General features: G+C 41.3%; 21 protein-coding genes and 1 pseudogene. 8 read left to right on the top strand and 14 right to left on the bottom strand.

The features are described from left to right. Positions 1-43: 43 nt before the first annotated feature. Positions 44-1,630 (bottom strand): bifunctional ADP-dependent NAD(P)H-hydrate dehydratase/NAD(P)H-hydrate epimerase, encoded by a 1,587-nt coding sequence (locus tag NOS7107_RS18230; RefSeq protein ID WP_015114423.1) that lies wholly within the window; start codon positions 1,628-1,630, stop codon positions 44-46. A gap of 109 nt (positions 1,631-1,739) precedes the next feature. Next, complete coding sequence (locus NOS7107_RS18235) at positions 1,740-2,537, bottom strand: hypothetical protein (protein ID WP_015114424.1); 798 nt, start codon at positions 2,535-2,537, stop codon at positions 1,740-1,742. Between the two features lie 388 nt (positions 2,538-2,925). Between NOS7107_RS18235 and mnmA the strand changes: the two genes are divergently transcribed. Beyond that, positions 2,926-3,981: a tRNA 2-thiouridine(34) synthase MnmA gene (gene mnmA / locus NOS7107_RS18240; RefSeq protein WP_015114425.1), complete on the top strand. Its 1,056-nt coding sequence runs from the start codon at positions 2,926-2,928 to the stop codon at positions 3,979-3,981. A gap of 480 nt (positions 3,982-4,461) precedes the next feature. Here mnmA and NOS7107_RS18245 read toward each other — a convergent pair whose 3' ends face one another. Beyond that, complete coding sequence (locus NOS7107_RS18245) at positions 4,462-4,926, bottom strand: hypothetical protein (RefSeq protein ID WP_015114426.1); 465 nt, start codon at positions 4,924-4,926, stop codon at positions 4,462-4,464. 260 nt (positions 4,927-5,186) lie between these two features. Between NOS7107_RS18245 and sat the strand changes: the two genes are divergently transcribed. The 5 genes and pseudogenes from sat to NOS7107_RS18275 all read left to right on the top strand — a co-directional run bounded on the left by sat (position 5,187) and on the right by NOS7107_RS18275 (position 11,631). Then, the gene (gene sat / locus NOS7107_RS18250) at positions 5,187-6,377 is read left to right on the top strand and encodes a sulfate adenylyltransferase (RefSeq protein ID WP_015114427.1); all 1,191 of its coding nucleotides are present in this window, start codon (positions 5,187-5,189) and stop codon (positions 6,375-6,377) included. Positions 6,378-6,545: 168 nt separating this feature from the next. Then, the gene (locus NOS7107_RS18255) at positions 6,546-8,702 is read left to right on the top strand and encodes a caspase family protein (RefSeq protein WP_015114428.1); all 2,157 of its coding nucleotides are present in this window, start codon (positions 6,546-6,548) and stop codon (positions 8,700-8,702) included. Between the two features lie 157 nt (positions 8,703-8,859). After that, a pseudogene (locus NOS7107_RS27975) lies at positions 8,860-9,742 on the top strand (IS630 family transposase). Between the two features lie 95 nt (positions 9,743-9,837). Beyond that, positions 9,838-10,353 (top strand): DUF2059 domain-containing protein, encoded by a 516-nt coding sequence (locus NOS7107_RS18270; RefSeq protein ID WP_015114429.1) that lies wholly within the window; start codon positions 9,838-9,840, stop codon positions 10,351-10,353. Between the two features lie 438 nt (positions 10,354-10,791). After that, positions 10,792-11,631: an alpha/beta fold hydrolase gene (locus tag NOS7107_RS18275; protein WP_015114430.1), complete on the top strand. Its 840-nt coding sequence runs from the start codon at positions 10,792-10,794 to the stop codon at positions 11,629-11,631. Between the two features lie 63 nt (positions 11,632-11,694). Here the strand turns inward: NOS7107_RS18275 and NOS7107_RS18280 are convergent, their stop codons facing one another. From NOS7107_RS18280 to carA, 5 genes are all read right to left on the bottom strand, one after another. Further along, entirely contained in the window at positions 11,695-11,997 is a 303-nt protein-coding gene (locus tag NOS7107_RS18280; RefSeq protein WP_015114431.1) for a DUF1816 domain-containing protein, read from the bottom strand. A 96-nt stretch (positions 11,998-12,093) separates the two neighbouring features. Further along, complete coding sequence (rlmB, locus tag NOS7107_RS18285) at positions 12,094-13,077, bottom strand: 23S rRNA (guanosine(2251)-2'-O)-methyltransferase RlmB (RefSeq protein WP_015114432.1); 984 nt, start codon at positions 13,075-13,077, stop codon at positions 12,094-12,096. A 95-nt stretch (positions 13,078-13,172) separates the two neighbouring features. Then, positions 13,173-13,655, bottom strand: coding sequence for a Mini-ribonuclease 3 (locus NOS7107_RS18290; protein WP_015114433.1), 483 nt, complete (start codon positions 13,653-13,655; stop codon positions 13,173-13,175). A gap of 352 nt (positions 13,656-14,007) precedes the next feature. Next, positions 14,008-14,394, bottom strand: coding sequence for an STAS domain-containing protein (locus tag NOS7107_RS18295; protein ID WP_015114434.1), 387 nt, complete (start codon positions 14,392-14,394; stop codon positions 14,008-14,010). 169 nt (positions 14,395-14,563) lie between these two features. After that, entirely contained in the window at positions 14,564-15,730 is a 1,167-nt protein-coding gene (gene carA / locus NOS7107_RS18300) for a glutamine-hydrolyzing carbamoyl-phosphate synthase small subunit (RefSeq protein WP_015114435.1), read from the bottom strand. A 222-nt stretch (positions 15,731-15,952) separates the two neighbouring features. Between carA and NOS7107_RS18305 the strand changes: the two genes are divergently transcribed. Further along, positions 15,953-16,996, top strand: coding sequence for a TIGR02281 family clan AA aspartic protease (locus NOS7107_RS18305; RefSeq protein ID WP_015114436.1), 1,044 nt, complete (start codon positions 15,953-15,955; stop codon positions 16,994-16,996). Here the strand turns inward: NOS7107_RS18305 and trpD are convergent. Both trpD and NOS7107_RS18315 read right to left on the bottom strand, forming a co-directional pair. Beyond that, positions 16,926-17,981: an anthranilate phosphoribosyltransferase gene (gene trpD / locus NOS7107_RS18310; protein ID WP_015114437.1), complete on the bottom strand. Its 1,056-nt coding sequence runs from the start codon at positions 17,979-17,981 to the stop codon at positions 16,926-16,928. The genes NOS7107_RS18305 and trpD overlap by 71 nt on opposite strands. Before the next feature lie 101 nt (positions 17,982-18,082). Next, on the bottom strand, positions 18,083-18,904 hold the full coding sequence (locus NOS7107_RS18315; RefSeq protein WP_015114438.1) for a DNA adenine methylase: 822 nt from the start codon (positions 18,902-18,904) through the stop codon (positions 18,083-18,085). A 66-nt stretch (positions 18,905-18,970) separates the two neighbouring features. On the opposite strand from NOS7107_RS18315, the gene NOS7107_RS18320 reads away from it, so the two are divergent. Further along, positions 18,971-19,690: a cytochrome b/b6 domain-containing protein gene (locus NOS7107_RS18320; protein ID WP_015114439.1), complete on the top strand. Its 720-nt coding sequence runs from the start codon at positions 18,971-18,973 to the stop codon at positions 19,688-19,690. A gap of 94 nt (positions 19,691-19,784) precedes the next feature. Here the strand turns inward: NOS7107_RS18320 and NOS7107_RS29445 are convergent, their stop codons facing one another. From NOS7107_RS29445 to NOS7107_RS18335, 4 genes are all read right to left on the bottom strand, one after another. Beyond that, positions 19,785-20,573, bottom strand: coding sequence for a hypothetical protein (locus NOS7107_RS29445; RefSeq protein ID WP_253274455.1), 789 nt, complete (start codon positions 20,571-20,573; stop codon positions 19,785-19,787). 105 nt (positions 20,574-20,678) lie between these two features. Further along, positions 20,679-22,061: a dynamin family protein gene (locus NOS7107_RS29450; protein WP_253274456.1), complete on the bottom strand. Its 1,383-nt coding sequence runs from the start codon at positions 22,059-22,061 to the stop codon at positions 20,679-20,681. Between the two features lie 117 nt (positions 22,062-22,178). Next, complete coding sequence (locus NOS7107_RS18330; protein ID WP_015110984.1) at positions 22,179-23,324, bottom strand: IS4 family transposase; 1,146 nt, start codon at positions 23,322-23,324, stop codon at positions 22,179-22,181. A 152-nt stretch (positions 23,325-23,476) separates the two neighbouring features. Beyond that, positions 23,477-24,574: a hypothetical protein gene (locus NOS7107_RS18335; protein WP_015114440.1), complete on the bottom strand. Its 1,098-nt coding sequence runs from the start codon at positions 24,572-24,574 to the stop codon at positions 23,477-23,479. Positions 24,575-24,644: the final 70 nt, after the last annotated feature.

Consider the following 24,644-nt stretch of genomic DNA (forward strand, 5'->3'; position numbering starts at 1 on the left):
TTTATGAGTAAGTTAGCATTGCTGGGTTAATACCAATTTGTAATTAGATTGGCATTTCCATAACTCTTGATAAATATTGTGTCAATGTAAACGCATCTACACCTAATTCTGTCCGCTCTTGGGCTGCGAGAATTCCGGCTTGAGAATGCCACCAAGAAGCAGTAGCTACAATATCTTCTACCGGATGTTTTGTCGTTGCTTGTGCCAATAAACCCCCAAGTAACCCTGTCAGAACATCACCGCTACCACCACGGGCTAAGGCTGGGGTACTTTCGGGAATAATCCAAACTGCACCTTGAGAATTGGCGATCGCAGTTCTCGCCCCTTTTAATAATACTACTGCGCCAGTTTGGGCGGCTGCTTCCCTGACAGCTTTGATTTTGTCATGTTTGGCATCAGACACATCAGGAAATAATCTTTGAAATTCCCCTGTATGGGGTGTCAGTACAGTTACCGCTTGGCGTTTTTGTAAGGTGGGGATAGTTCCCATTTGTGCCAAAATATTTAAACCATCGGCATCGAGAATTAAAGTGCGATCGCTCTCAATAATTTCTCTGACAATGGGAGTCGCTTCACGGGTTAAACCAGGGCCACAGGCGATCGCATTAAAAGAACTTAAATCTGTATTTTCTGGTAATTGTAGTTGTAAAATTGCCCCATTCTCTGTTTCTGGGCAGCCAATAATTAATGCTTCTGGTAAATGTGACACCAAAATTGATTTCAACGATTCAGGAACCGCCACTGAAAGCATCCCCACTCCACTAGCCCGCGCCCCCAAAGCCGTTAAAATTGCCCCACCCGCATAACGCCGCGAACCACAAACTAATAATAAATGTCCCGCTTTATACTTATGTGTCAATGCTGGACGCGGCAAAGGTAAAGTAGCAAGTGCGGTTTTTCTAGTAAGCCGTCTAAATCGTGGTGTATTTCCCAATATTGCTTCTACATCTGCAAACGGAATATCAAAATCAATTAATTCTGCTTTGCCAACATACTCTAAAGCATGATCCTGCAATAAACCCAACTTCCACAAGCCCAAGCATAAGGTGTAAGTAGCGCAAATCGCTGTCCCCAAAACTTCGCCCGTCTCGGTATGCAAACCGGACGGGATATCAATACTAATAATCGGTTGATCCCATTCATTAAATTGATTAATTGCTGAAGCAATGAGATCAGTCAGATGTCTTTCTAATCCAAAACCAAATAAACCATCAATTAAAAAATCATAATCAGGCAATTGATCAACATTTTCATAACAAGAAATACCTAAACTTTGGGCGTATTGTAAATGTTGTGCAGTTAATTCTTTTAACTTAGAAAACGGCGAATATAGCCAAACTTCATACCCACGAAAATGTAATTCACGGGCGACAACCAAAGCATCACCACCATTATGACCAGGGCCAACTAGAATACCCACACGATACATATTCCCAGACAACGGAAACAACTCTTGAATGCGAAGAGCAATCAGTCTCGCCACCTTTTCCATCAAAGCAGCTACAGGCATTCCAGCGGCAAATACTCGCCCTTCAATATCCCGCATTTGTGCAGCGGTAACGACAACTTGAGAAATATATTCTTGCCTATTTTGAGAGTGCTTGATATTAATAGGAGATGCGTTTTCCATTATTCTAAATTTCCCAGTTCACTTGCTGATAGGAGTTGAGTTAAAAGTTATAAAATTTGCAGAACCTCTTTCACTCTTTACTTTTAACTCAGAACTCATTACTCAGCACTCACCTACTGTAATAAACCCTGGAATCACCAAATCCTAAATCCCGAACATATTTATTCCATCTGTCTGCATCACCGCGTTCTGCAAACGGCCCCACAGCTACATGAGGGCCGAACGGCTTTTGTCTTTCTTGAACTAAACTCGAATATCCACTTTTACGGATAATTGTGTCAGCAATTACAGGTAAATCTTGGGTTTTCCCTGGAATTACAACATAATATCTGTTATTTCTAATTTCCGAAGCTCCTCTGGGGTTATTGCTAAAAGTCTGTATTTCCTGTCCATTCGCAAAGCTGACAACCTGTGCGCCACGGATACCGAATGATTCCAATTGTCTGACACGTTCTTGGGCATTAGATGGTCTGCTAAAAACCCCTGATTGGATAATAGAACGTCCTTGATATTGCCGGATATAAGCCCCTGGTTCAATTTGGCGAACTCGTTGCAGGGTTTGGTAATTATCACTATTAACATAGACAAAGTAGCGTTCAAAGTTCTGGCTGTATTGATTTGGCTGACTTGGTTGCACAAGTACAGGCTGCGGTTGAGATTGATTGTCTTTGGATGGGTAAATCAGCGGATTTGGCTCATATTGCTGAATTTGCCCTGGTTGCAATTGGGGTAAAGTTTGTTGATTATCAGGAGTGACTAAAGTATCTGGCGGTGGTGGTAATGTCTCAATTACTGTTTGTTGTGACAGCAAAATATGATGACTGTTGATTTGTGCTTGGGCTGGATAAATCTGGGAAATTATCGCCAAGGAACTTCCCAAAAATAAGGGTATTATTGGCAATGCCATAAACTGACCTGATAACTGTCTGGACATATTTAGTAACAAAATTTTTCAAGCTATATAGTCTAAGCATAAAATCAGTAGAGACAGGTGGCAATGGATACCTATTAAGGAACAGGTTTGAAAGCCGTTGAGTATCCATGCTTGATGATTAGTTTTCGCCTTAACTTATCTAGCGATCGCTATAATGACAAATTATTTATTTATTAACTCAAGTGCTTAACCAGCAAGGGTTTGAGATATATATGCTACAATTGAGCAGTCGCGCGGCTGCCGTGTTGTGCTTGTGTGAAAAGCCTCTACTCGCACTCAGAGTACTGTTTTAGTGCTGAATCAAGTGAAAGTTTTGGACAATTTTATCGTCAGCAGCTGCTAGTCTAAAAAAATTAGAGATATGAAAAAAGTTGTCGTAGGTCTTTCCGGTGGCGTTGACAGTTCGGTTGCTGCTGCTATTCTACATAATCAGGGCTATGAAGTGATTGGTCTAACCCTTTGGCTGATGAAAGGCAAAGGGCAATGTTGCTCTGAAGGAATGATCGACGCGGCTGATATTTGCGAACAACTGGGGATTCCCCATGAAGTTGTCGATATTCGGGATGTCTTTCAGACAAACATTGTTGATTATTTAGTATCTGGTTACAGTATTGGCATTACGCCGTTACCTTGTTCGCAGTGTAATAAAACGGTGAAGTTTGGCCCAATGGTGGAATATGCCCGTGAACAATTGGGATGCGATCTCATTGCCACTGGTCATTATGCCCGAATTGGCTACGATGAAGCAACTGGGCGTTATCAATTATTAAGAGCAGTTGACCGCAACAAAGACCAGTCGTACTTTTTGTATGATTTGTCTCAAGATTTACTCGCGGCTTCTGTATTTCCTCTAGGGGAAATGGAAAAAGCCGATACCCGCCGGATTGCTAATGAATACGGTTTGAAAACTGCCGACAAGCCAGAAAGCCAAGATTTGTGCTTAGTCGAAAGCAACGGTTCCATGCGGGCATTTTTAGATAAATATCTCGCTCCTAAACAAGGCGAAATTGTGGATACCACAGGCAAAGTTTTGGGACAGCATGATGGTGTGCATCATTACACCATTGGTCAGCGTAAGGGTTTGGGAATTGCGGCGGCTGAACCATTGTATGTGGTGGAATTGGATGCTGTAAATAATCGTGTCGTGGTAGGCGATCGCACCCAAGTAACTCAACCAGAATGTACCGTAGGGCGCGTCAACTGGGTTTCCATTGCTGAACCAACTACACCCATTCACGCCGAAGTCCAAGTCCGCTATCGTTCTCACCCTGTACCAGTAACAGTAATTCCTTTGGAAAATTCCCGTGTCCGCTTGGTATTTGATGAACCACAGTTCAGCATTACCCCAGGACAAGCGGCGGTTTGGTACGACGGGGAAAAAGTGTTAGGTGGCGGTATTATTGAGCAGTTTGGTTAAGTCAACTTTTCTGCTGAGAGAACATCGCTTCAACTTCCGAACTCGACATTTGAGCCTCGGAACTCGACATTCCGAGTTCTGAGGCTCAAGTTTTATGTTCAAAGGGTGAAAGGTGAGCCTTTGAGGGTGAAGCTTCAGCCTTTTTGCTCGAACGTTGAGGTTCAAAGGGTGAAGTTTCAGCCTTTTTACTCGAACGTTGAGGTTCAAAGGGTGAACATTGAGCCTTTGAGGTTGAAGTTTCAGCCTTTTTGCTTGAACGTTGAGGCTTGGAGGGTGAAGTGTGAGGAAATTTTCTGCGTTGGGTGTTGTTGTGGGATGTTGGGTTACGTCACGCAAAGGCGCATTCGCCGCAAGGCGTTCCCGCAGGGTAGACGCAAAGAATAAGAGGAGAGTTTTGGAGTTTTTTCACAAGTGCTTTGCGAAAATTGCTGAGTCCGGTATGATTTATTTCATACGCCACTCTGAGTGTGCAACTAGCTGTTAAGCATGAGTGCCAGTGCTTCTACGTGGTTGATAAGTGGGATACTTTTGATTGAATTCTTCAATAAGTGTCTGTATCTCATTTTTTAGTTTCTTTGATTGGTTTCGATATAACCAAGGTAGCCAGTATAGAGTTTTATACACACACAATGGTGCAATATCTATATGAGCTTTGATAATCTCAAGTACTCGCTTGTAGCCTAAATTGGGCAAAACAGCTTTGATATACCATTCAACAGTGCTTGCATCACCGTAAACTAAACCATTTGCAAGGATCACTTCTAAAAAAATTGGCTTGAGTTGCGATCTCTTGGCTAACTTACATCCCTGCCAAGGATTTGCGTTTAATACGCGCCAAACAAAAGTAAATTTTTCCTCGTCATTCAGTTGACGCAGCCACTTTAGTAACTCATTTTCCTGTTTTGAGTCAATGAGTTCATCAACATACTTTAAAGGGTCAAACATACTTGATTTGCAAGAACTACTCTTGCCATCTTTCTTTCAAACTCTTCTATAGCCTGTAGATTTCCTATTTGCAAGCTTGTTTGAATTTAACAATCATAATTTGAGCTAAAAAAATATTTGGATTAATTCGCTTTTGGTGCGTTGTTTGTCTAAATTCATGCCAAAATCATCAAACTATTTTTTCTCTCCGTACCAGCATTTGATAAGTTAGTTAATACATAGTTTGCAACAATTACAGTTATCGCTAAGAGGGGATTACGTTGAGTCACCATCAAGATGCTATTGCGCCGCACGGTGGAGAGTTAGTTAATCGCATCGCCACACCGGAACAAAGAGAAGAATTCCTGTCTCAGGCGGATTTTTTGCCTCGCGTACAACTAGATGAGCGTGCGGTTTCTGATGTAGAAATGATTGCGATCGGTGCTTTTAGTCCACTCACTGGTTTTATGAATCAGTCAGACTACGATCGCGTTGTCACCCAAATGCGTCTGGCTAACGGTCTGGTATGGTCAATTCCAATTACGCTTTCGGTAGCAGAAGAGATCGCTTCACCTCTAAAAGAAGGTGACTTGATTCGCTTAGATAACCCCGCAGGTCGGTTTATTGGGGTTTTACAGCTTACACAAAAATATACTTACGACAAACTCCGCGAAGCTGTCAATGTCTACCGCACCGATGACGCAAATCATCCTGGTGTGCAGGTAGTTTATAACCAAGGTTCTGTACATCTTGCTGGTGATATCTGGCTGTTGCAACGCGCTCCCCATCCTCAGTTTCCCACTTATCAAATTGATCCTGCTGCTTCACGGCAAATGTTTCGGGAAAATGGTTGGAAAACCATTGTGGGTTTCCAAACCCGTAACCCCATCCACCGCGCTCATGAATATATCCAAAAGTGCGCCTTAGAAACTGTAGACGCTCTATTTTTGCACCCATTGGTGGGCGCAACTAAAGATGATGACATCGCGGCTGATGTGCGGATGCGCTGCTATGAAATTTTGCTGGAGCATTATTATCCTGGCGATCGCGTAGTTTTAGCCATCAACCCCGCCGCAATGCGTTATGCTGGCCCCCGTGAGGCAATCTTCCATGCTTTAGTTCGCAAAAACTACGGTTGTACTCACTTCATTGTCGGCCGAGATCATGCAGGTGTGGGCAATTATTACGGTACTTATGATGCTCAATACATTTTTGATGAATTTGAGCCAAGTGAAATCGGAATTGTCCCCATGAAGTTTGAACACGCGTTCTACTGCACACGTACCAAGCAAATGGCGACGACTAAAACTAGTCCTAGCAAACCAGAAGAACGTATTCACCTCTCAGGAACAAAAGTGAGAGAAATGCTCCGTCGGGGTGAATTACCACCACCAGAATTCTCCCGCCCGGAAGTTGCAGCCGAGTTGGCGCGGGCGATGCGAGTTCCCATTCCGATTCCAGCTTTGACTTAATCAGCAAATTAGCAGCAGAGACGTTGTAGACAACGTCTCCACAAAATTTAATAAAATTGGTATGAGTCCTAAACTTGTCCAGGGATAAATAGTAAAACTTTAACTTTACAGTCACGACTTCAGCCCCTTAAGCTGTTAGCTGACAGGCTGAGAACTGATAGCTAATTTATGAAGCGTCGGACTTTTTTACAACGGATTGGTTCAATACTTGCGGTGTTGGGTGTTACTGAGGCTGAATGGTTGACTTTGAGCGATAGCTATTCCCAGGCTTTAGCACAACCCACTCCCCGCAAACTAGCTTTATTAATCGGCATCAATCAATACCGCAAAAGTCCCTCACTTAGTGGCTGTCTCACTGATGTCGAACTGCAAAAAGAACTGTTGATTAATCGGTTTGGCTTTTTAGCTGCCAATATTTTGACGTTAACGGATGAACAAGCCAGCCGCGAATTTATTGAAGCAGCTTTTTTAGATCATTTTGGTAAACAAGTTAAATCTGATGATGTCGTCGTTTTTCACTTTAGCGGTTACGGGACTCGCATCAAATTAAATGAGTCGGAGGATACGCTACAAAACGCGTTAGTGCCAACGAACGAAAATTTAGAAATTCAAAATGAAAATATAGCCACTTATCTGTTAGAAGAAACTCTTTTATTATTACTGCGATCGCTCCCTACAGAACGCGTTACCGCAGTCTTAGATACTAGTTATGATACGCCTAGTACAATCCAACAGACAGGGTGGCGCATTCGTACCCATCAAGAGTTACCAACAGCACAGTTAGCAACCGCAGAAATCGAATTTCTCCAACAACTCAAAACTAAAACTTCATTTAGCCCTGCTGTTATCTTATCTGCCACATCTGATCCCAAACAAGTTGCAAAGGAAGGACTATTTTCTGGGTTTAGTGCTGGCTTATTTACTTATGCTTTAACTCAATATCTTTGGGAAACTAATCCAGCCACATCGCTGCAATTCAGCCTCTCCCATACGGAGAATACAATGTTTAAATGGGGTAGTAAACAGCAGCCCAGTTTAGTCAATGGGAAAAAGGCCTTAACTAGCGAGAATTTGCTTTTAGACCAAAATATTGGCGCAGAAGGAGCAATTATTGCTACAGAGGAAGACGGTAAAAATGCCCAAATCTGGTTAGGTGGACTCCCCCCACAAGTATTAGAAAACTACGGTGTGAATTCTCGGTTTTCATCTGCCAATGGCGAACAGTTAATATTGCGATCACGCACAGGGTTAACAGCAAAAGCTCAAATTTCTGGGGGAGATGTTGCAAATCCTCTCCAAGTTGGGCAACTTGTCCAAGAAGTAATTAGGGTTTTACCCCGCAATATCAGTTTAAATATTGTCTTAGATTCAGCACTAGAAAGAATTGAACGAGTTGATGCTACCAGCGCCTTTGCCGCATTGGCATCTATGGTTAGCGTTGTCACAGGAGAACAACCACCAGATTACGTTTTTGGTAAACTTTCGCAAACTCCCAGCCGCTATGCTTTATTCACTCCGGCTGGACAGTTAATTGCTAACAGTGCAGGTGAAGTCGGGGAAGCTGTGAAAGTAGCAGTAACCCGATTAGCGGCGAAATTACCGCATCTATTAGCCGCTAAGTTCTGGCGACTCACAGAAAATGAGGGTTCTTCCCGCCTACCAATCAAGGGCAGTTTAGAACTTGTCAATGGTATATCACCAAAGGCAATTTTACAACGGGGAACCTTACGCACTCTTGACCCAAAAATCCCCAAAAAACCACTCAGCACTCAGTACGGGCTAAACGCCGCGCTACCACTAACAGCACTCAGCACTCCCATTGTACCGATTGGTAGTCGCATTCAATACCGAATCCAAAATCAAGGCGATCGCTCAGTATATTTAATGCTACTAGGTTTAAAAAATCATAGGACGGCGATCGCTTTCTATCCTTGGCAAACTGTTGAAGAACCAAACACTTCGGAAACTAAACCGGTACTCCAACAAGTGATGATCCCGGCTGGTGAAACTGTCACCTTGCCACAAAATACTGCTACATCTGGATGGACAATTTCGGGGCCAGCTTACGAATGCGAACACCAATTAATTCTGAGTATTGCACCTTTCACCACCACCCTCAAAGCTTTAGAAACGCCTAAGTCTCCTGCGGGAGATCAACAACCCATTGGTGCATTAGTCAATCCTTGGGAAATCGCCCAAGCGGTATTACAAGATTTACATAATGCCAGCATTCCCGCAGCCGAAATAAATGGTACAGCTAATGATGCCTATATATTAAATGTCAATCATTGGGCTAGTTTTAACTTTAGTTTTCTAGCGAACTGAAGTCTGAAGTATGTAGACGCGTAGCGGCTAGACACTTTTAGCCAAAATTAGGCAATCACAAGTGGTCAGTTTCATTTACATAAAACGAAGATATAGCTATAGCCATCAAAGTGAGGACGTAAACTAGAAGAGTTGGCATTGCATCTACCCAATTTCAATGGCGAAAGCATATAGTGAAGATTTCCGGCGAAAAGTCATAGGAGCGATTGAATTGGACGGACTCAAGAAGTGTGAGGCAAGTGTTCTGTTCAATATCAGTCGCAACACAATCAACTTGTGGTTGCAGCGCCGAGCCGAAACGGGTGAAGTCAAACCCAAAGCAAGGAAAGGATTGATTGCAGCAGAATAACAAAATCAGCGACTGGGATAAGTTTCGCACCTTTGTCAAAGAACATGGGGATAAAACCCAAAGCGAAATGGCACAGCTATGGGAAGGAGAGATAAGCCAGCGCACGATTTCCAGGGCATTAATCAAAATAGGACATTCGCGTAAAAAAAAAACATACGGATATAGTCAACGCTCGGAAGACAAAAGAGTGGCATTTTTAGCACAACTCGAAAACCCGAAAGCATCGCATCTAGTGTACGTTGATGAGTCTGGCATGGATGAACGCGACAACTACGGCTACGGATACTCTGAAGTTGGGGAACGCTTCTACGAACTCAAATCGGGTCGGCGGCAAGGCCGTATTAATATGATTGCTGGGTATCGAGAGGGGCAATTGATTGCACCATTTACGGTCGAAGGGGCGTGTAACCGAACTGTGTTTGAGACCTGGCTAGAAACTTGTTTGATTCCGGTCTTGCGTCCGGGTGAGTGGGTGATTATAGATAATGCGACATTTCATCATGGTGGCCGCATTGCTTCATTAATTGAAGCCGCAGGATGCCAGGTCGTTTATCTTCCCCCTTACTCACCCGACCTCAATCGGATTGAAAAGTGTTGGGCATGGCTCAAAAGTAGGGTTCGTAAGTTGTTACCCACATCCGATAATCTACGTGATGCAATAGAAACCGTTCTCAAGCAAGCAGCCTCCTAACTAATATGGCTACGGCTATAACAGGAGAATTTAGCCGCAGTATAGATTAGATTTTTGGCGTAATTTTATATCGAATTTCAGGTACTTAAATTCCCATGTTCAAAGTAAAGTTACAATTTTCAAGGTTTCTCGGATTGTTGCTTATCGTCTGCTTTACCTTCTTCACGGTGTATGTAGCAAATTCTCAACAACTCCCTTTAGTTGAATACCAAGCGAAAACATCTGCCAGAGAAACCTCCAAGTATAAATTGGCAACTGAGTTACTACTAAAGACAGGAATCGCAAAAAGATACGATACACATTTCGACCACTTGATGGGTATGCTAATAGGTCAGGGCAACGATTCTAAGCTTTATACAAGGTTTAGGAAGATGTTTGTACGAGAAATTGGTTGGAGACACTTCAAAGATGCCTATGCAGCAAGACTAGAAGCCGATTTTTCGGAAGATGAATTAAAGAAATTGTTAAATTTATCAAAGCAACCTGTGATGAAAAAGTTGTTGCAGTCTGAAGTCAAAGCATATATGGATACGTCTAAACAAAGGTTTCAAATGGGATTTGAATTGTGGGAGAACTATAATAACGGCAAAATTAGTTTACCACCAGACTAGACTTCCAGCAGCATTCAGAAAGGCCATAACAAATCATTGGATCGGCCAATATTGTGATATTTCGGTGTTGATTTGGAGGAGTTCAATTACCGCTCAATTAAGCCGTTAATCAATTATTTAAGCTTACCTCATTGTGGGAAATCGCCCTTTAAAAAATGCGATCGCCCGAACTCAAAACTAGCATTGGCGATCTCAATTAGCTCTCACACAAATCTTGAGTTACAAGTGCGGCAATAGGGAAGCGTTTGTCTAAAACTTACTCCACGTATTACTAAAAGAATCGCACCCAAATTAATTATGCTTAGTTCCTACTCAGCACGGGCTAAACGCCCCGCTACCGCTCTAAGCGCAGCCATGCCCGCAGGGCTTTACAGCACTTTGCTATATTAATCATTCTGGATTCTGACTTCTGAATTCTTACAATCAATCTCAAATTACATGGTTTCAACTGTGGGTACTGTCAGCCTTAACACCTACGTTCAAGGTCAAGGATTTCCAATTTTAGCGATACATGGTCATCCTGGTTCTGGTCGTAGTCTTTCTGTATTTACCAACCACTTATCAAAACGCTTTCAAACTTTCGCCCCAGATTTGCGTGGTTACGGCAAAAGTTGCTATCGAGGTGATTTTGCCATGACAGATCATTTAACTGATCTAGAGGCGCTCTTAGACCGTTTAAAAATTGAAAAATGCTTGATATTAGGTTGGTCGCTGGGCGGTATTTTGGCAATGGAATTAGCGTTCAGGATGCCACAGCGTATTACTGGGCTAATTTTGGTGGCCACAGCTGCTAGACCTTATGGCAACCATCCCCCCATAACTTGGCAAGATAACCTTTATACAGGGATAGCTGGGATATTGAATTTAATCAAGCCTAGTTGGCAATGGAATATTGATACATTTGGCAAACGATCGCTGTTTCGTTACCTGATTCAGCAACATACAGCTACTGCCTATAAATACATTGCTCAAGAAGCTGTACCAGCTTATTTGCAAACTTCGGCTGGTGCCACACGTGCCTTGTCCACTGCCCTACGATCTAGATACAATCGTTTAACAGAACTAGAGCAGATTAATTGCCCTAGTCTGGTACTAGCAGGCGCACAAGACCGCCACATCACAGCCGAATCTAGTTTAGAAACCGCCAGACACCTTAAGAACGGCCAGTGGCAATGTTATCCCCATACTGCACATCTTTTCCCGTGGGAAATTCCGCATCAGGTACTGAGTGACATTGACCAATGGTTAGAAGCACACCAAGAAAATTTTAGATTTTAGATTTGCAATTTTGGATGGAAAGTTCATCTAAAATCCCAAATTAATTGATTTTTTGCCTAAAAATTACATCTGACCGCTAAAGGCAGGCTTTACTTTGCGGTCAATCCGTTCCCCCAAGTCTTCGGCAATTGTCAAATTATCTGGTTTACAGCGTTTTACATTCACCTGTATTCCTTGCGCCCCTTCAAGTTCTAAATCTTCCACATAGCCTTTTAAGGCTATTTTGGCATCAGCTGAAGTCAGAAATGGCCCAAAGTAGTAGGTGCAACGGGGGCTTTGTGTTAAAATCTCCACCCACCACGCTAATCCAAGACTATTAAATGTGTTGATTAAAGCTTCTTTCATGTCGTACCCGATGGTTTTCATGGTAGTTGCTGATTGATCAATCTGGTAGTAGTTGTTAGATACTACGCTGCTATTTTGTATGCTTTACATTTCTTTATACTCTTTTGCTCTTGTTTTTCAAAGAGGTTTTTGTAACTTATTCAGATACAAAGTGTTCAAAGAACGTTGGCGATAAACCTCATAAAGTGCCATCCCAGCGGCAACAGAGGCGTTCAAACTAGGGGTTTTTCCTTGTAGGGAAATTGACACCAAAACATCACATGCACGTTGGGTTAACATGTTTAAGCCTTCGCCTTCAGAACCAATCACCAAAACTACAGGCCCAGTGAAGCGCACTGTATGTATGGGTTCGCTACCTGTGGCGGCGGTGCCGTAAATCCAAAAGCCAGCTTCTTTGAGTTCTTCTAAAGCTCGGCCAAGGTTAACAACTCTAGCTACAGCAAATTTTTCTAAAGCACCTGCGGCTACTTTTACTACTGTTGAGGTGATCCCCACAGCCCTTCTTTGGGGAATGACTAAGCCTTGAGCGCCGATTGCTTCAGCAGTACGGATAATGGCTCCCAAGTTATGGGGGTCAGTGATGCCCTCTGCTACTACAATGACGGGATCGTTGGCGACAGATTTAGCTTTAGCAATTAAGTCTGGTAATTCTAGGTATGAGTAGGGGGCAATTTGGGCTGCTATACCTTGGTGATTAGCACCTTCAGTAATTTGGTCTAGACGCTTAGGTTCTACTTCATCGATAACTGAGCCATTATCTTTCGCTTGAAGTAGCAAATTGTGAAATCGGGGATCGTAGCGTAACCGAGTTGTTACCCAAATCCGATTTAATTCACGTTGATTTTCTAAAGCACTCAAAACTGGATGGCGACCGTAGATCAAATCACTTTCGTTATCTTTATCTTCTGTATTTTTGAGAACAGGAGATGGATGAGATAAGTGGCGATTTGGGTGGGAATTGCTGGGAGTGGGATGATTATCTCGCTCGCCTGGTTTGGCTTTCCGAATAGGATTACCAATAAAACGTTTGCTTTTAATTTTCACAGTTCGCCCACGATTGGGTTCGCCAGAGGTCTGGAGTTTTTTGGGTTTGCTAGTCATAATGAGTTTGAATGTATAGCTTATAAGTAGGCATCCTGAAGCCTTAAAGGTGCTAAACCGAACACACCAATTTTTTACTAATCAGGTTAGATTTCTCACTCTTGGTCGAGATGAAGTTTCTGCAACAATTCAGTTAAGCGTGGGATGTCAGTTAGATACAAGTAACCAATCAAAGTTTCTAAACTAGTTGCTTGTTGATAAATTTCGGGAGCAAGGCGTTTAGGTCGTCCTGTAGAGGCATTACGCCCCCGACGGACAATTTCTAGTTCGGCTTCCCTCAGATGAGGAATCAGCGATCGCAAATGTAGGGCTTGTGTTTCCGCTCTCACCTGGGCCACTACCAAACGGTGGTAAGTTTCTAGTCGCTGTAATGGCAATAGATAGGATATTCTAGCATAAAGCTCATAAATTGCGTCTCCTATATATGCTAAAGCAGCAGGAGAAATTTGCTGCACTTGTGTTGGGGAAATTGCTTGGCGTAATTGCACGGTGTTCGCTAAACAGGCTTGCACCCAAGATAAATCAGCTATAGGAGGTTCATCTTGTCTATCTATTGGCTCTTCCTCGTGGGACTTCACAAATTCATCATTTCTTGACAGAATACTTTTGAGGTAATTAATTTTTCTTGAGTATATTTAAAGTATATTACTTAGCACAATCTATACTATCAGGATTACCCAATTAATTCTATCTTTTTATCAGAGATTTTGGATTCCAGAAATTAGATATAAGTCAGCATGGAAGAGGAATTAGACTAATTCTTCTTCGCCATCTGGAAGGGCTTTTAAATATTTAAGTTTTTGGTATATGAATATGGCTGGCTTTTTTACCTCTCTCGCAAGGAGAGAGGTAAAAAAGCCAGCTTTTATAAAAATTAAGCTATCCAGATAAACTATCGGATAGCTGAATTTAACCCTCAAGTCAAACTAATCAAGACTCCTTGATGTTTTCTAGAGCCACGTCCACTGTAGTTTGCAGAGAGAGAAACTTCTCTAAGCGAACAAGTTTGACCGTTTGGGTAACGCGGGGATTGGAGACAATTTGCAAGGTGCCTTCAGCCAATTGAGCCTGCTTGGCCAGCTTTACCAAGGCTCCCAAGCCAGAGCTATCAACAAAGTCAATTTTTGAGAGATCCAGAATAATATGCTTTGGCCCCTCTTCAATTTTACTACCCAGTACCTTGCTAAATGTCGGTTCAGAAAAGGCATCTAACAAACCTGTGAGGCGGAATAGCTGATAGTTATCCCGGGCTTCACGAGTGCCTCTCAGGCTTACGGTTAGATTAAGTGGTTCAGCAATAATTCCCTCCTCAATCATTAAAAGTGAACGCTCAAGTATAGATGGTTTTTATGCACATTGTCTACAACCTGCTAGGGTAGCAGAATCGAGGCAAAGTAAAAAGTAAAAAGTAAAAAGTAAAAAATCCTTTGACTTTTGCCTTTTAACTTTTGATTTTGGCAGTCTCCATCTAGCACTTTTTATATTTTTACTTAACCTCAGCGTTAGTAACTGTGCTTAGTGATCGCATTGCTTGGACAAATTGCTCAAACAAGTAATCAGCATCATGGGGGCCGGGGCTGGCTTCGGGGTGATACTGTACCGAGAAGATGGGCAAAGACTTATGACGGACACCAGCAACAGTGCGATCATTCAAGTTCAGGTGGCTGATCTCGACAACTGCTTGAGGTAAAGTATCTGGGTTAATGGCAAAACTGTGGTTTTGGCTGGTAATTTCGATCCGCCGTTCTAAACCCGCAGGCTGATTTAAACCTCGATGGCCGAATTTGAGCTTAAAAGTTTCTGCGCCTAGAGCGTGACCCAAAATTTGGTGTCCCATACAGATACCAAACATGGGTTTTTCACTTTCTAACAGTGTTTTGACTGTTGCGATACCTTCGGTCACGGCAGCTGGATCGCCAGGGCCGTTGGAGAGAAAGATGCCATCTGGATTGTAGCTGAGAATTTCTGCTGCTGTTGTGTTTACCGGAACAACAATGACGCGACAACCGTAACTAGCCAAACGGCGCAATATATTCCGCTTCACACCAAAATCAAGGGCGACAACGGTAAAAGATTCTCCGCCAGGAGTAACATTTTCTGCGTTGAATTCCCATTCAGCGATGGTTGGTTCTGACCATTCATAAACTTGAGGTGTGCTGACTTCCTTGACTAGATTTAAGCCAGCCATATTGGGAAAGCCTTGCACTTGTTCTAGCAATTCTGCTTCGTCGAGAATTTCTGTAGAAATCCCCCCATTCATTGCGCCGAACGTCCGAATTTTGCGGGTGAGGGCGCGGGTATCAATGCCATAGATACCGGGAACCTGGTGCTGTTTGAGGTATTCAGGTAAGGATTGAGTCGATCGCCAGTTACTTGGTTTGTGACAAATATTGCGAGCGATCGCTCCTCTCGCTTGCGGCCGCGCCGATTCTTCATCTTCAGAATTAACGCCTGTGTTCCCTAATTCAGGATAGGTAAAAATCACAATTTGACCGCAGTAACTGGGGTCGGTTAATACTTCTTGATATCCGGTCATACCAGTGTTAAACACCACTTCCCCGATTGTGGTTCCCGTCGCACCGAAAGACCAACCACGGTAAGCAGTGCCATCTGCCAAAACAAGTAAAGCAGGTATTGCGTCAGACAGGGACATAAGCGATAGATTAGGAATTGGGTAAGTATGAAGTCTGAAGTCTGAAGTCTGAAATATGAGATTTTTACTTCGGCACTGCTTCTTCATCCTAAAAAAGTGTAAATCATCAAATGCAAAGTCTGACACTTCATACTTCATAATTCATACTTCATAATTTTTCCAGGGTAATCGGTGGCAGAAGTGGTTTTGCAGTTGTTTGGGTAGGTAAAATAGATATCAATTATGCTTCAGTCTTTTTTATCTCGTGCAGCCCTGATTTTGATCTCAAGCGCTTTAGCCGTTTTGGGTGTTGCTTGTAGTGAAGACAAACAGACTACTGAGAATATTGGTAATCAACAATCTGTAGTTACTGACAATTCATTAGTACAGCCTTCTGTCGAATCAGCAGCCCCAGTAAACCGCCCAGAACCTAAAGCACTGCCGCCGTCGGAACTTGAGCCAAATTCGTTTGAATTGGGACTAGACAAAGCCACAGGAGCCGTGAGTATTAGTCAATCGGCACAATCGGTTGAGGATTGGAACTTAGTGGCAAATCAATTTCAAGAGGCGATCGCCCTCATGGAAAAAGTCAACCGCCAAAGTCCAGATTTTGTCTCGGCTCAAGGAAAAATAGTCGAATACCAACGTAAGGTGAAGTACGCCCTGCAAAAGGCCAATCCTAATTTGCAGCAGGCCTCAACTGACAATCAAAAAATAGTGGTGGCCGTTCCTCAGCCCAAAACTGTGGCTAAATTTATGCCACAACCGACTGTTACAATCAGACAGCAGCCAGAACAGCGGGTTTTTTCCGCGGTAGAAGTTCCGCTTCCTGAAAAAAATGTGTTTGTTGCCCCAATCAAACGCCGCGTTGGCGGTACGCCAATTGTGGAAGTTACCTTTAACGGTCAGCAGAAATTCGACATGATTGTCGATACAGGGGCAAGTGGGACTGTAATTACTCAGCAGATGGCTAATGAGTTAGGGATTGTCGCTGTAGGTAAAGCCAAAGCAAATACTGCCAGTTCCAGAGCCGTAGAATTTCCTGTTGGTTATGTGGATTCAATGGCGATTAGTGGGGTAAGAGTGAATCGTGTACCAGTGGCGATCGCTGGAACAGAACTAGAAACTGGGTTATTAGGACATGACTTTTTTGGTAATTACGATGTCACCATTAAACGCAATGTTGTTGAGTTCCGTCCCCAATCGCATTCAGAAGTCAATTCCGTAGAAATTGAACTAGATCCTCCAACTTCGTCCACGAACTCCCGTTCTGTAGAATTTCCTTAGCTATACTCACGCCTTGAGCATGATCTAACAATGGTATCGCCCCCGCAACTTGTAGGGCTAATGAAGCATTTAACGCTACGGCATCTTGTTGTGCTGTTGTTCCCTTGCCTTGCAGCACAGCTTTGAGAATTTCAGAATTTTCCTGCACATCTCCACCCCGTAGCGCCTGTATCGAAACAGGTGTAACACCCACCTCTTGGGGATTGATAGTTGTTAACTGCACGTTGCCATCAGCTAACACGGCTATGTCAGTTAAATCTCCAAGACTGGCTTCGTCAATTCTTTCGCGCCCATGTAGAACGATCGCTTTTTGTTTGCCAAGATTATGTAACGCTTGAGCCACAGTTTCTAAAAGTTTGGGCGTAAATAACCCCACCACTTGCCCAGTCGGACGCAAGGGATTGACTAACGGCCCCAGTAAGTTGAAAACCGTGCGAATTCTCAGATTTCGGCGTAATTGAGCCACTGCTTTGAGGGCTGGATGCCAACCAGGGGCAAACAAAAAGGTGATCCCAACTTCGTGTAAGGCTGCTTGGACTTTTTCCCCAGGAGCGCTTAAGTTGACACCCAATGCTTCTAAAACATCGGCGCTACCTGTCAAACTAGAGGCGGAACGATTACCGTGTTTCGCTACGGGTACACCATAAGCCGCCACAACAAAAGCCACCGCCGTAGAAATATTGAAAGTCGATGAGCCATCGCCACCAGTTCCGCAGGTATCGATTACAGTGCTGAGGGTTGAGTTGTGAGTGCTGAGTGCTTTAGATTGAGATTGTAGTACCTCAGCCATACCCGTTAATTCTTCAGCGGAAACACCTTTAAAATTGAGGGCTGTTAAAATTGCCCCTGATAACTCTGGGGAAACGGCTTCACTCAGCCACCCTTGCATCAATTCCGCAGCTTGGGGGCGTGTCAAAGATTGACCATCGATTAATTGCTGTAGCAGAATATACCAGCTTGTAGAAATTTCTGGGGAAGTTGTCATAGCTAGGGTTGTAAGTGATGAAATGCGATCGCCAAGGCTTCCTAAAAAGGATATATGGCAGATATCGTACCGGAAAATGAGCAGCTATCAAAGTGAATTATTTATCGAAATTTCTCTATTTGATAGTTAGTAATAAATAATTCTTTCCCTTTAGCTGCACTATTCTTTTTGTAATTATTCATGCCATACTGCAATTCCCACTCATAGATATTCGCCCATTGGAAATTTTGTCGAATATTCGGAGAATCATCGTAAGTAATCAGCCAAGGATGAGGACATTGTTTTAAGTTATCAGCAAATCTTGGATGTTCAAAAGAGGTATGCAAGTCACCATCTTTGCCATATAGTCTAGATTTAGTCGCACTAAAATATGGGGGGTCTAAAAATAGAAATACATTTTTACCTTGTTCTTTTAGAAGATAACTATAATCTAAGTTAGTTATTTGTATATCTTTTGTTAAAATTGACTCTAATTTTTCTAGTCTTTCTATTGATGAATCTGTGAATCTTTTATCAAAAGCTTCCTGAGAAAATCCACCTGATTCGATAGTTCCCGAAAAAGTAATTCTGTTGAGTACGAAAAAGCGCACTGCCCTTTCTAAATCAGACAAAGTTTTTACGTCTATATTAGTTAATTGTGTAAATAATAATTTACCATCTGTAGATTTATGTTTAATTTGACGTATTTCTTGAACTAATAGAGTTATATCAGATTGAGCGATTTTCCAAAATAAGAATAGTTCAGGGTTTAAATCATTAATCCAAATTTTTAAATGAGGATATGTTTGCTTTAAATAAATAAATACAGAACCACCACCAACAAAAGGTTCTCGAAATTCCGAGAAATTATCTGGAATATATTCAGCAATTTGTTTTATCGCTTTAGATTTACCGCCAGGATAGCGAAGCGGACTTTTGAGCATAAATAAAAAATAATCACACTGTATCTTAAAATATTTTTATATTTGTTGTGCAGAATAAATATTTTTATGCCTCGTTCTGTTCCCTATCAACCGTTGTTGTTGCGACTACTGCATGGCGTGAGTGGAATTCTAGCGATCGCAGCAATCATTACTGGATTCCTAGTTTACAATACCTACGATGGGCGATTTGGTAAAATTCCCTTGCCCCAACTTGGTGATATTCAAGGGATTCATGGCACTTTTGCCTTATTTTTCTTGATTTTGCTACCAGCATTTGCCCTCTACAGCTTTCATGCTGGGAATAGGCGACTTATCCAAACTAATTCATGGGAACAACTCAGCCAAGTTGGTAAACCGATTTGGTGGGTGAGCCTGCAAAGACTAGCTAACACTCTGATGCTGATTGCTTCTGTATTATCTGTCATTTCTGGCAGAATGATGAAAGAAGAATGGCTTCCTAGAGGAGAAATTGATCATATTTGGTATACGCTACACTTCACAGCTTGGTGTGTGATAGTTGGCTGTTTAGCTATTCACCTTTTAATGTCTATTAAAGTGGGTGATGTGCCGTTATTATTATCTATGTTTTCGTGGCAAGTTCGACCACAAGATAGTCCTAATCATTGGGTTACTCGTTACCGTGCTTGGTGGAGTAGTTTGCAAACTAACTTTAGTGCAACAATTAATCAATTACTAGTTAATAATTTAACCCTGAGAATTATTGAGGTGTTTGTGTTGATTAGCGTTATTGTTGCATTTCTCCTACCTCTATTTTTCTCGGAATAAATATCTACTAAGTAGAACTATGATTAATTTTAAATTATAGACCAAAAAAGTCCTCAATAAGGACTTGAAATTAGGATTTAGTTTTGTAGATAAATCAACACTGGCAATTGAGATTGACCCAAGGAAGTCTGCTGAAAAAATCTTGGCATAATTTTAAGATTTTCAAAATTCCTTCAATACGCTCTTTTGATTCTGTTGTAGAGGCAGTTATTTCATCCATATGTTCAAGATGTTTCTTCCAATCACCTTCTACCACATCAGCAACTTTTTCAAAACCATTAGCAGTGTCCTCCCAGAATTTATCAATTCCTTTAAAAAACTGTTCACACACAGGCTGTTTTCCAAAATCTTTAACCACTTGTTTAGCTAATCGCTTTTGCCATGATTCTGTCAAGGAACTCCATAAGTTTGCAACTGCCAAACCTAATGTAACAGACAGACCTATTCCAAGCACGATTGGCCCACCTATAGCAGCTACGATGGTCATTATTCCAGCCGTACCACCACTGAAACCAAAACCAATACCAATTGCTGATAAAAAACTAACGAACTTTGCAACTAATATGTAACCACCAAGATTACCTAACGAAATTGCCCAAGCAGCCAAAGCACCGAAGCTACCTAAGCCTGCAATTGCACCCATCACAGATGCTTCCCAATCAAAACGAAAAGTTTTAGAATTTGTATATTCTTCTGCTTGATATCCATGAAATTGTGCTTCAGCGTAACTTAAAAAGAAAGTATCAATTTCCAGCTTAAATTTGTCTGAATTATCTTTAATAATGTTCTCTAGCTCATTTTGTAGTTTCTCTGATAAGTAACCTGCTAGATATTCCTGTGCATCTTTTTTGTTATCATATTTTGCACAAATAATACTTTCCACAGTATTAACAGTTAGAAGCTGTTCTGCATATTTTTGAAACTCGGTTTTTGTAATTGTTTTTAACTCATGTATTCTCTTTAAAAGATTGTGCCTTTTCAGGTGATTTTATTCTTGCCGAATATGATCATTTTCTACCAATAAATTTAACTGTGATCGCTGGGCAGTTTTGACTTCTTCATCAGCAATATCTCTTTCATATTTGTTAATTAAATCAATATACTTTTTTATAGTATTCTCCTTAATATTTATAATTTCTCGGTTAATTTGACATATACGTGCTTCAGGGAAAAATTTACCTAATATATTAGTTAGTTGATCAAATAAGTGTTGACATCTGTTAGGTTTTTCTGACCAGAAAGTGAAAAACCTTTGTCTTAATTCTGTTTCTGAAATAGTACGGTTGGTGTTTTGTCTACGACGCTCTATCACAGTTTCAGTGAGATGATTGTAGAGTCTTTTTGAGGCTTTATCTGAAATTTCCTTGAGTTGATAGTCCGAGATACTTGGATCGGCATGGGTAGCCACAATAAAGAGATTACCTAGTGTAGGAAAATTACTACATTCATTCTCTGGTGTAGGAAGTAAACGTAACAAGCTGCCAAGACGTATCATATCTTGACCATTAATGTGACCCTTAGCTGGTGAAGCATATATCAGTATATCAGCTATCTGTGCAGCACTATTAGCTTTCTCAACATCTTTTGAAACTTCATCAGGTTGATCTGAATAACCAGGTAGATCTATTAAGTTGCAGGCTCGTAGTAAAGCAGAATCCAGATAAACTACAGCTGCATGAGCTAATACATCGTCATTGCTACCATGTACTCCATATTCTTGCAAAATATGAAAGCTTCCTGCTTTTAAGCAATACTGCTCACAACGTTCCTTGTCATCAAAAAGTAATAAGTCAATGACTTGCTTACCGCCTTCATCCTTTAACCAAAAGTCCTCTTCAAAAATCAAAACATCTTCTTTAAACCATTCAGGACGGTCTTCTATATGACGAACAAATGTAATTACTCTTGTGGCAGGTTGATAACCAACTGGTAGATTTTTGCTACCTAATAGAGCATTTGCTAAGTGTGATTTACCAGCATCAAATCCTCCTGTTAATGCTAGATTAGGTTTTTGCTTGTAGGACTTTACTAGCTTTTTAAAATCATTGGGTATCGTTGGTGGTGTTGGTATGTCTATTCGCTCTACAGTTGGAGCCGCATTGATATACTGATTTAATAAATTTATATTGTGATAAAGTTCAGCGTAAGGATTACCTGGGTCAATTCCTTTCAATGCTTGTGTTGGTGGTGACATAACACTAGCAATATCAAGATTAAATATTGCTAACCATTGCACTAAAAGCCCCATTGGAACTGTTTCAGGCTTCTGTTCATAAAGACAAACTTCTTCGTTAGAAATACCCAATATCTTAGCAACCTGTACTTGACCTATACCTAATTTTTGACGATAGCTAAGTAAGTCAATATTCATTACTGTATCTCCAAACCTAAATACTATTACTTATTCAGTTTTGGTATAAAAAATAAATTTAAACGAGTAGAGATAACCGTCCATTAAAAAGGGTGCGCTGAAGGGGTGACAAAAAAGTTATAAAGCAGACTGGATAAGAGTCATAGCCCGTAGACCTTGTTGAAAATATGGCAGTTTACTGGGCTTGAGGCGCATCAATTCATGAGCTAAATCAGCCCAAAATTCCATTGCCCCTACCCATAACTGACCATACAAACCAATCCAAAAAGCACTATGTCGGCGGTGCAATCGTTGTAACTCCTTCAGACGACCAACATATTTTTGTAGTCCAGAGGAGCGAGAATTACGACCAACTAAAATAGCACAAGTATAGGCAATAGCAATTAATAAAATCAGTGCTATCAAACGTTGACCATCAGCATAAGTAGATTCGAGATTATACCCCCCAGTTTTACAATCTTTAAACATGGCTTCGATACCACTCCGCAACTTAAATGCTTTAATGGCATCTTTGAGACTATCAAGGTTAGTTAATAAAAACCAGCCAGCAGGCTCAACAACTCCACGATATTTGCGCTTGTAATATCCGGCGAGATTAAAATTGGCAAACCCTTTCTGTTTAGTTGCTTGAATCCCTGTCAAAAAAAACGAGATGCCAGGAGTTAATCCCAAAGATTGTAAGCGTTGGTGTGATTGGTTTTCTTGCCGAATATAAGTACCTTGTTTCTGACGCAATACAAAGTCAATGCCCTTGCTATGTAACCAATTTGCTAGTTTTATACTGTGGAATTCTCTATCTCCCAGTACCAGCATTTGATATCCCTTAAATAACTGCAATAGTGGACGAATTAATTTTTTCTGCTCTCCCAAATTGCTACATCCTTTTTTAGGTAACAATAGCCAGTACACAGGTATTGCTCTTTTTTGTTCTATTAAACTAATTACAAATACATTTTGTGAACGCCATTGTGTTCTATCAATCGCAAATATTAGCCGTTTCTCTCCTCTTTTCAGACTATTTTTCACCCATCGTTTGAGCAGGGGAAACCACAGATATGGAATCGACAACTGAGGTAGTAGTAAAAATCTTTGTATACTCCGCCTCCGACTTTCAAATTTTATCGGTTGTGGAAATACTGTTGCTAGTTTCTCAATTGTCACAGTTTTATGAAATTGCAATAGCATTAGTAAGATTTCTAGCATCTTGTACTGTGCGGGTGTCAGTACATTTTGAAAGCAGTTTTGGTAGAATTTAGGTAACATTATCATTTGATAGGTCTTGTTGAGAATACCTGACCTATCTTTTTTTACCCCAAAACGGTCACGCTCCTCTATTTTCTTGGCTTCAGCCGCTTTGTCACCCCTTCAGAAGGGTGCGTTTGTTAAAGAAAATTGTAGGCAACAACCAGTCAAAACTAACGTAACGAGCGAAATATTACTCGGCCTGGAGATTCTTCTTGATTAATGCGTGCGTAAACTCGCAGACAAGTTAAAACTTCTCCCGGAATACCACCACAATTGAGTTGCAAATCGTCTTTTGAGAAAGCACAAACATCAGCATAGAGTCCTGATAGTTGGCGAATTCTAATATTGTGTCCTGATTTATTTGCTTTATCAGCAACTTTTTTTAGGGTTCGTCGTGATTCTTGTTGTAATTTTCCCCACCATGAATAACGTTCAACAGGTGGTATAAAGACTAAAGAATGTATAGCTTCATCTATATCAATCCAAGCACGTACAATAGCTATATCTTCGCTATTCTCTTCAGCTTTTTGAATGCGGTGAAATCGGTCTTTTAAAGCTTCTATATATTGATTTTTTTGTTCTGGCTTGGAGTGCAAAGAAATAATATCAAAACTAAAAATACTTTTTAATGCGTGATGTATATCTGCTTCTATTTCAATAAAATTTTGATATAAACTCAAGAAACCAGCTAATAATTGTAAATCTTCTGAGTCACTATGTTGAATAAATTTTGAATTTAAAAGTGCTTTTTGTGATAAACATAAACCCTGAACATTCACACTACCTCTGAGTCCAGAGTAAACAATATCATCTCTGATGAAGGGCAGTTGATAGAGATGAGAATTATCTTCGATTGCACCAATTTCTTGAGCAAAATCTAAAGCGCGTTGTTGCCAAAATGCAGCTAAATCATCGGGAATGCGTAATATTTTCCGGTGAATTTCGTTCCATAAATCTGCATCAGTTTGGCTTTGTAATTGTGCATCTCCTAAATATAAACTGAGTTCTGGGTCAGCATTCCAAGCATCGCGGAGATGATGTAGGTTTAACTCATCTGAAGATTGGCTGAGAATGGTTTCTTGTTTATATACAGGTTGCAATAAACTTTGGATTTCTTGCAATAATTCTGCACAAATTTCCGCACCAGGATCATGGGGTAATTCTGTATAGGCTTGGTTTAATGCAGACTCTAGTCCATGCAGGCTACAGCGGAGTAACCTGGCTAATTCGGAATTTTCTGTTTCTAATAGCTGACGTAGATGCTGCATGATGAGTGGGGGTTTGCATTATTTTAAACGCAGAGGGCGCAAGGTTAAGCGCAGAGTTACGCGGAGAAAA

It is taken from the genome of Nostoc sp. PCC 7107 (genome assembly GCF_000316625.1).
GTDB lineage: Bacteria > Cyanobacteriota > Cyanobacteriia > Cyanobacteriales > Nostocaceae > Nostoc_B.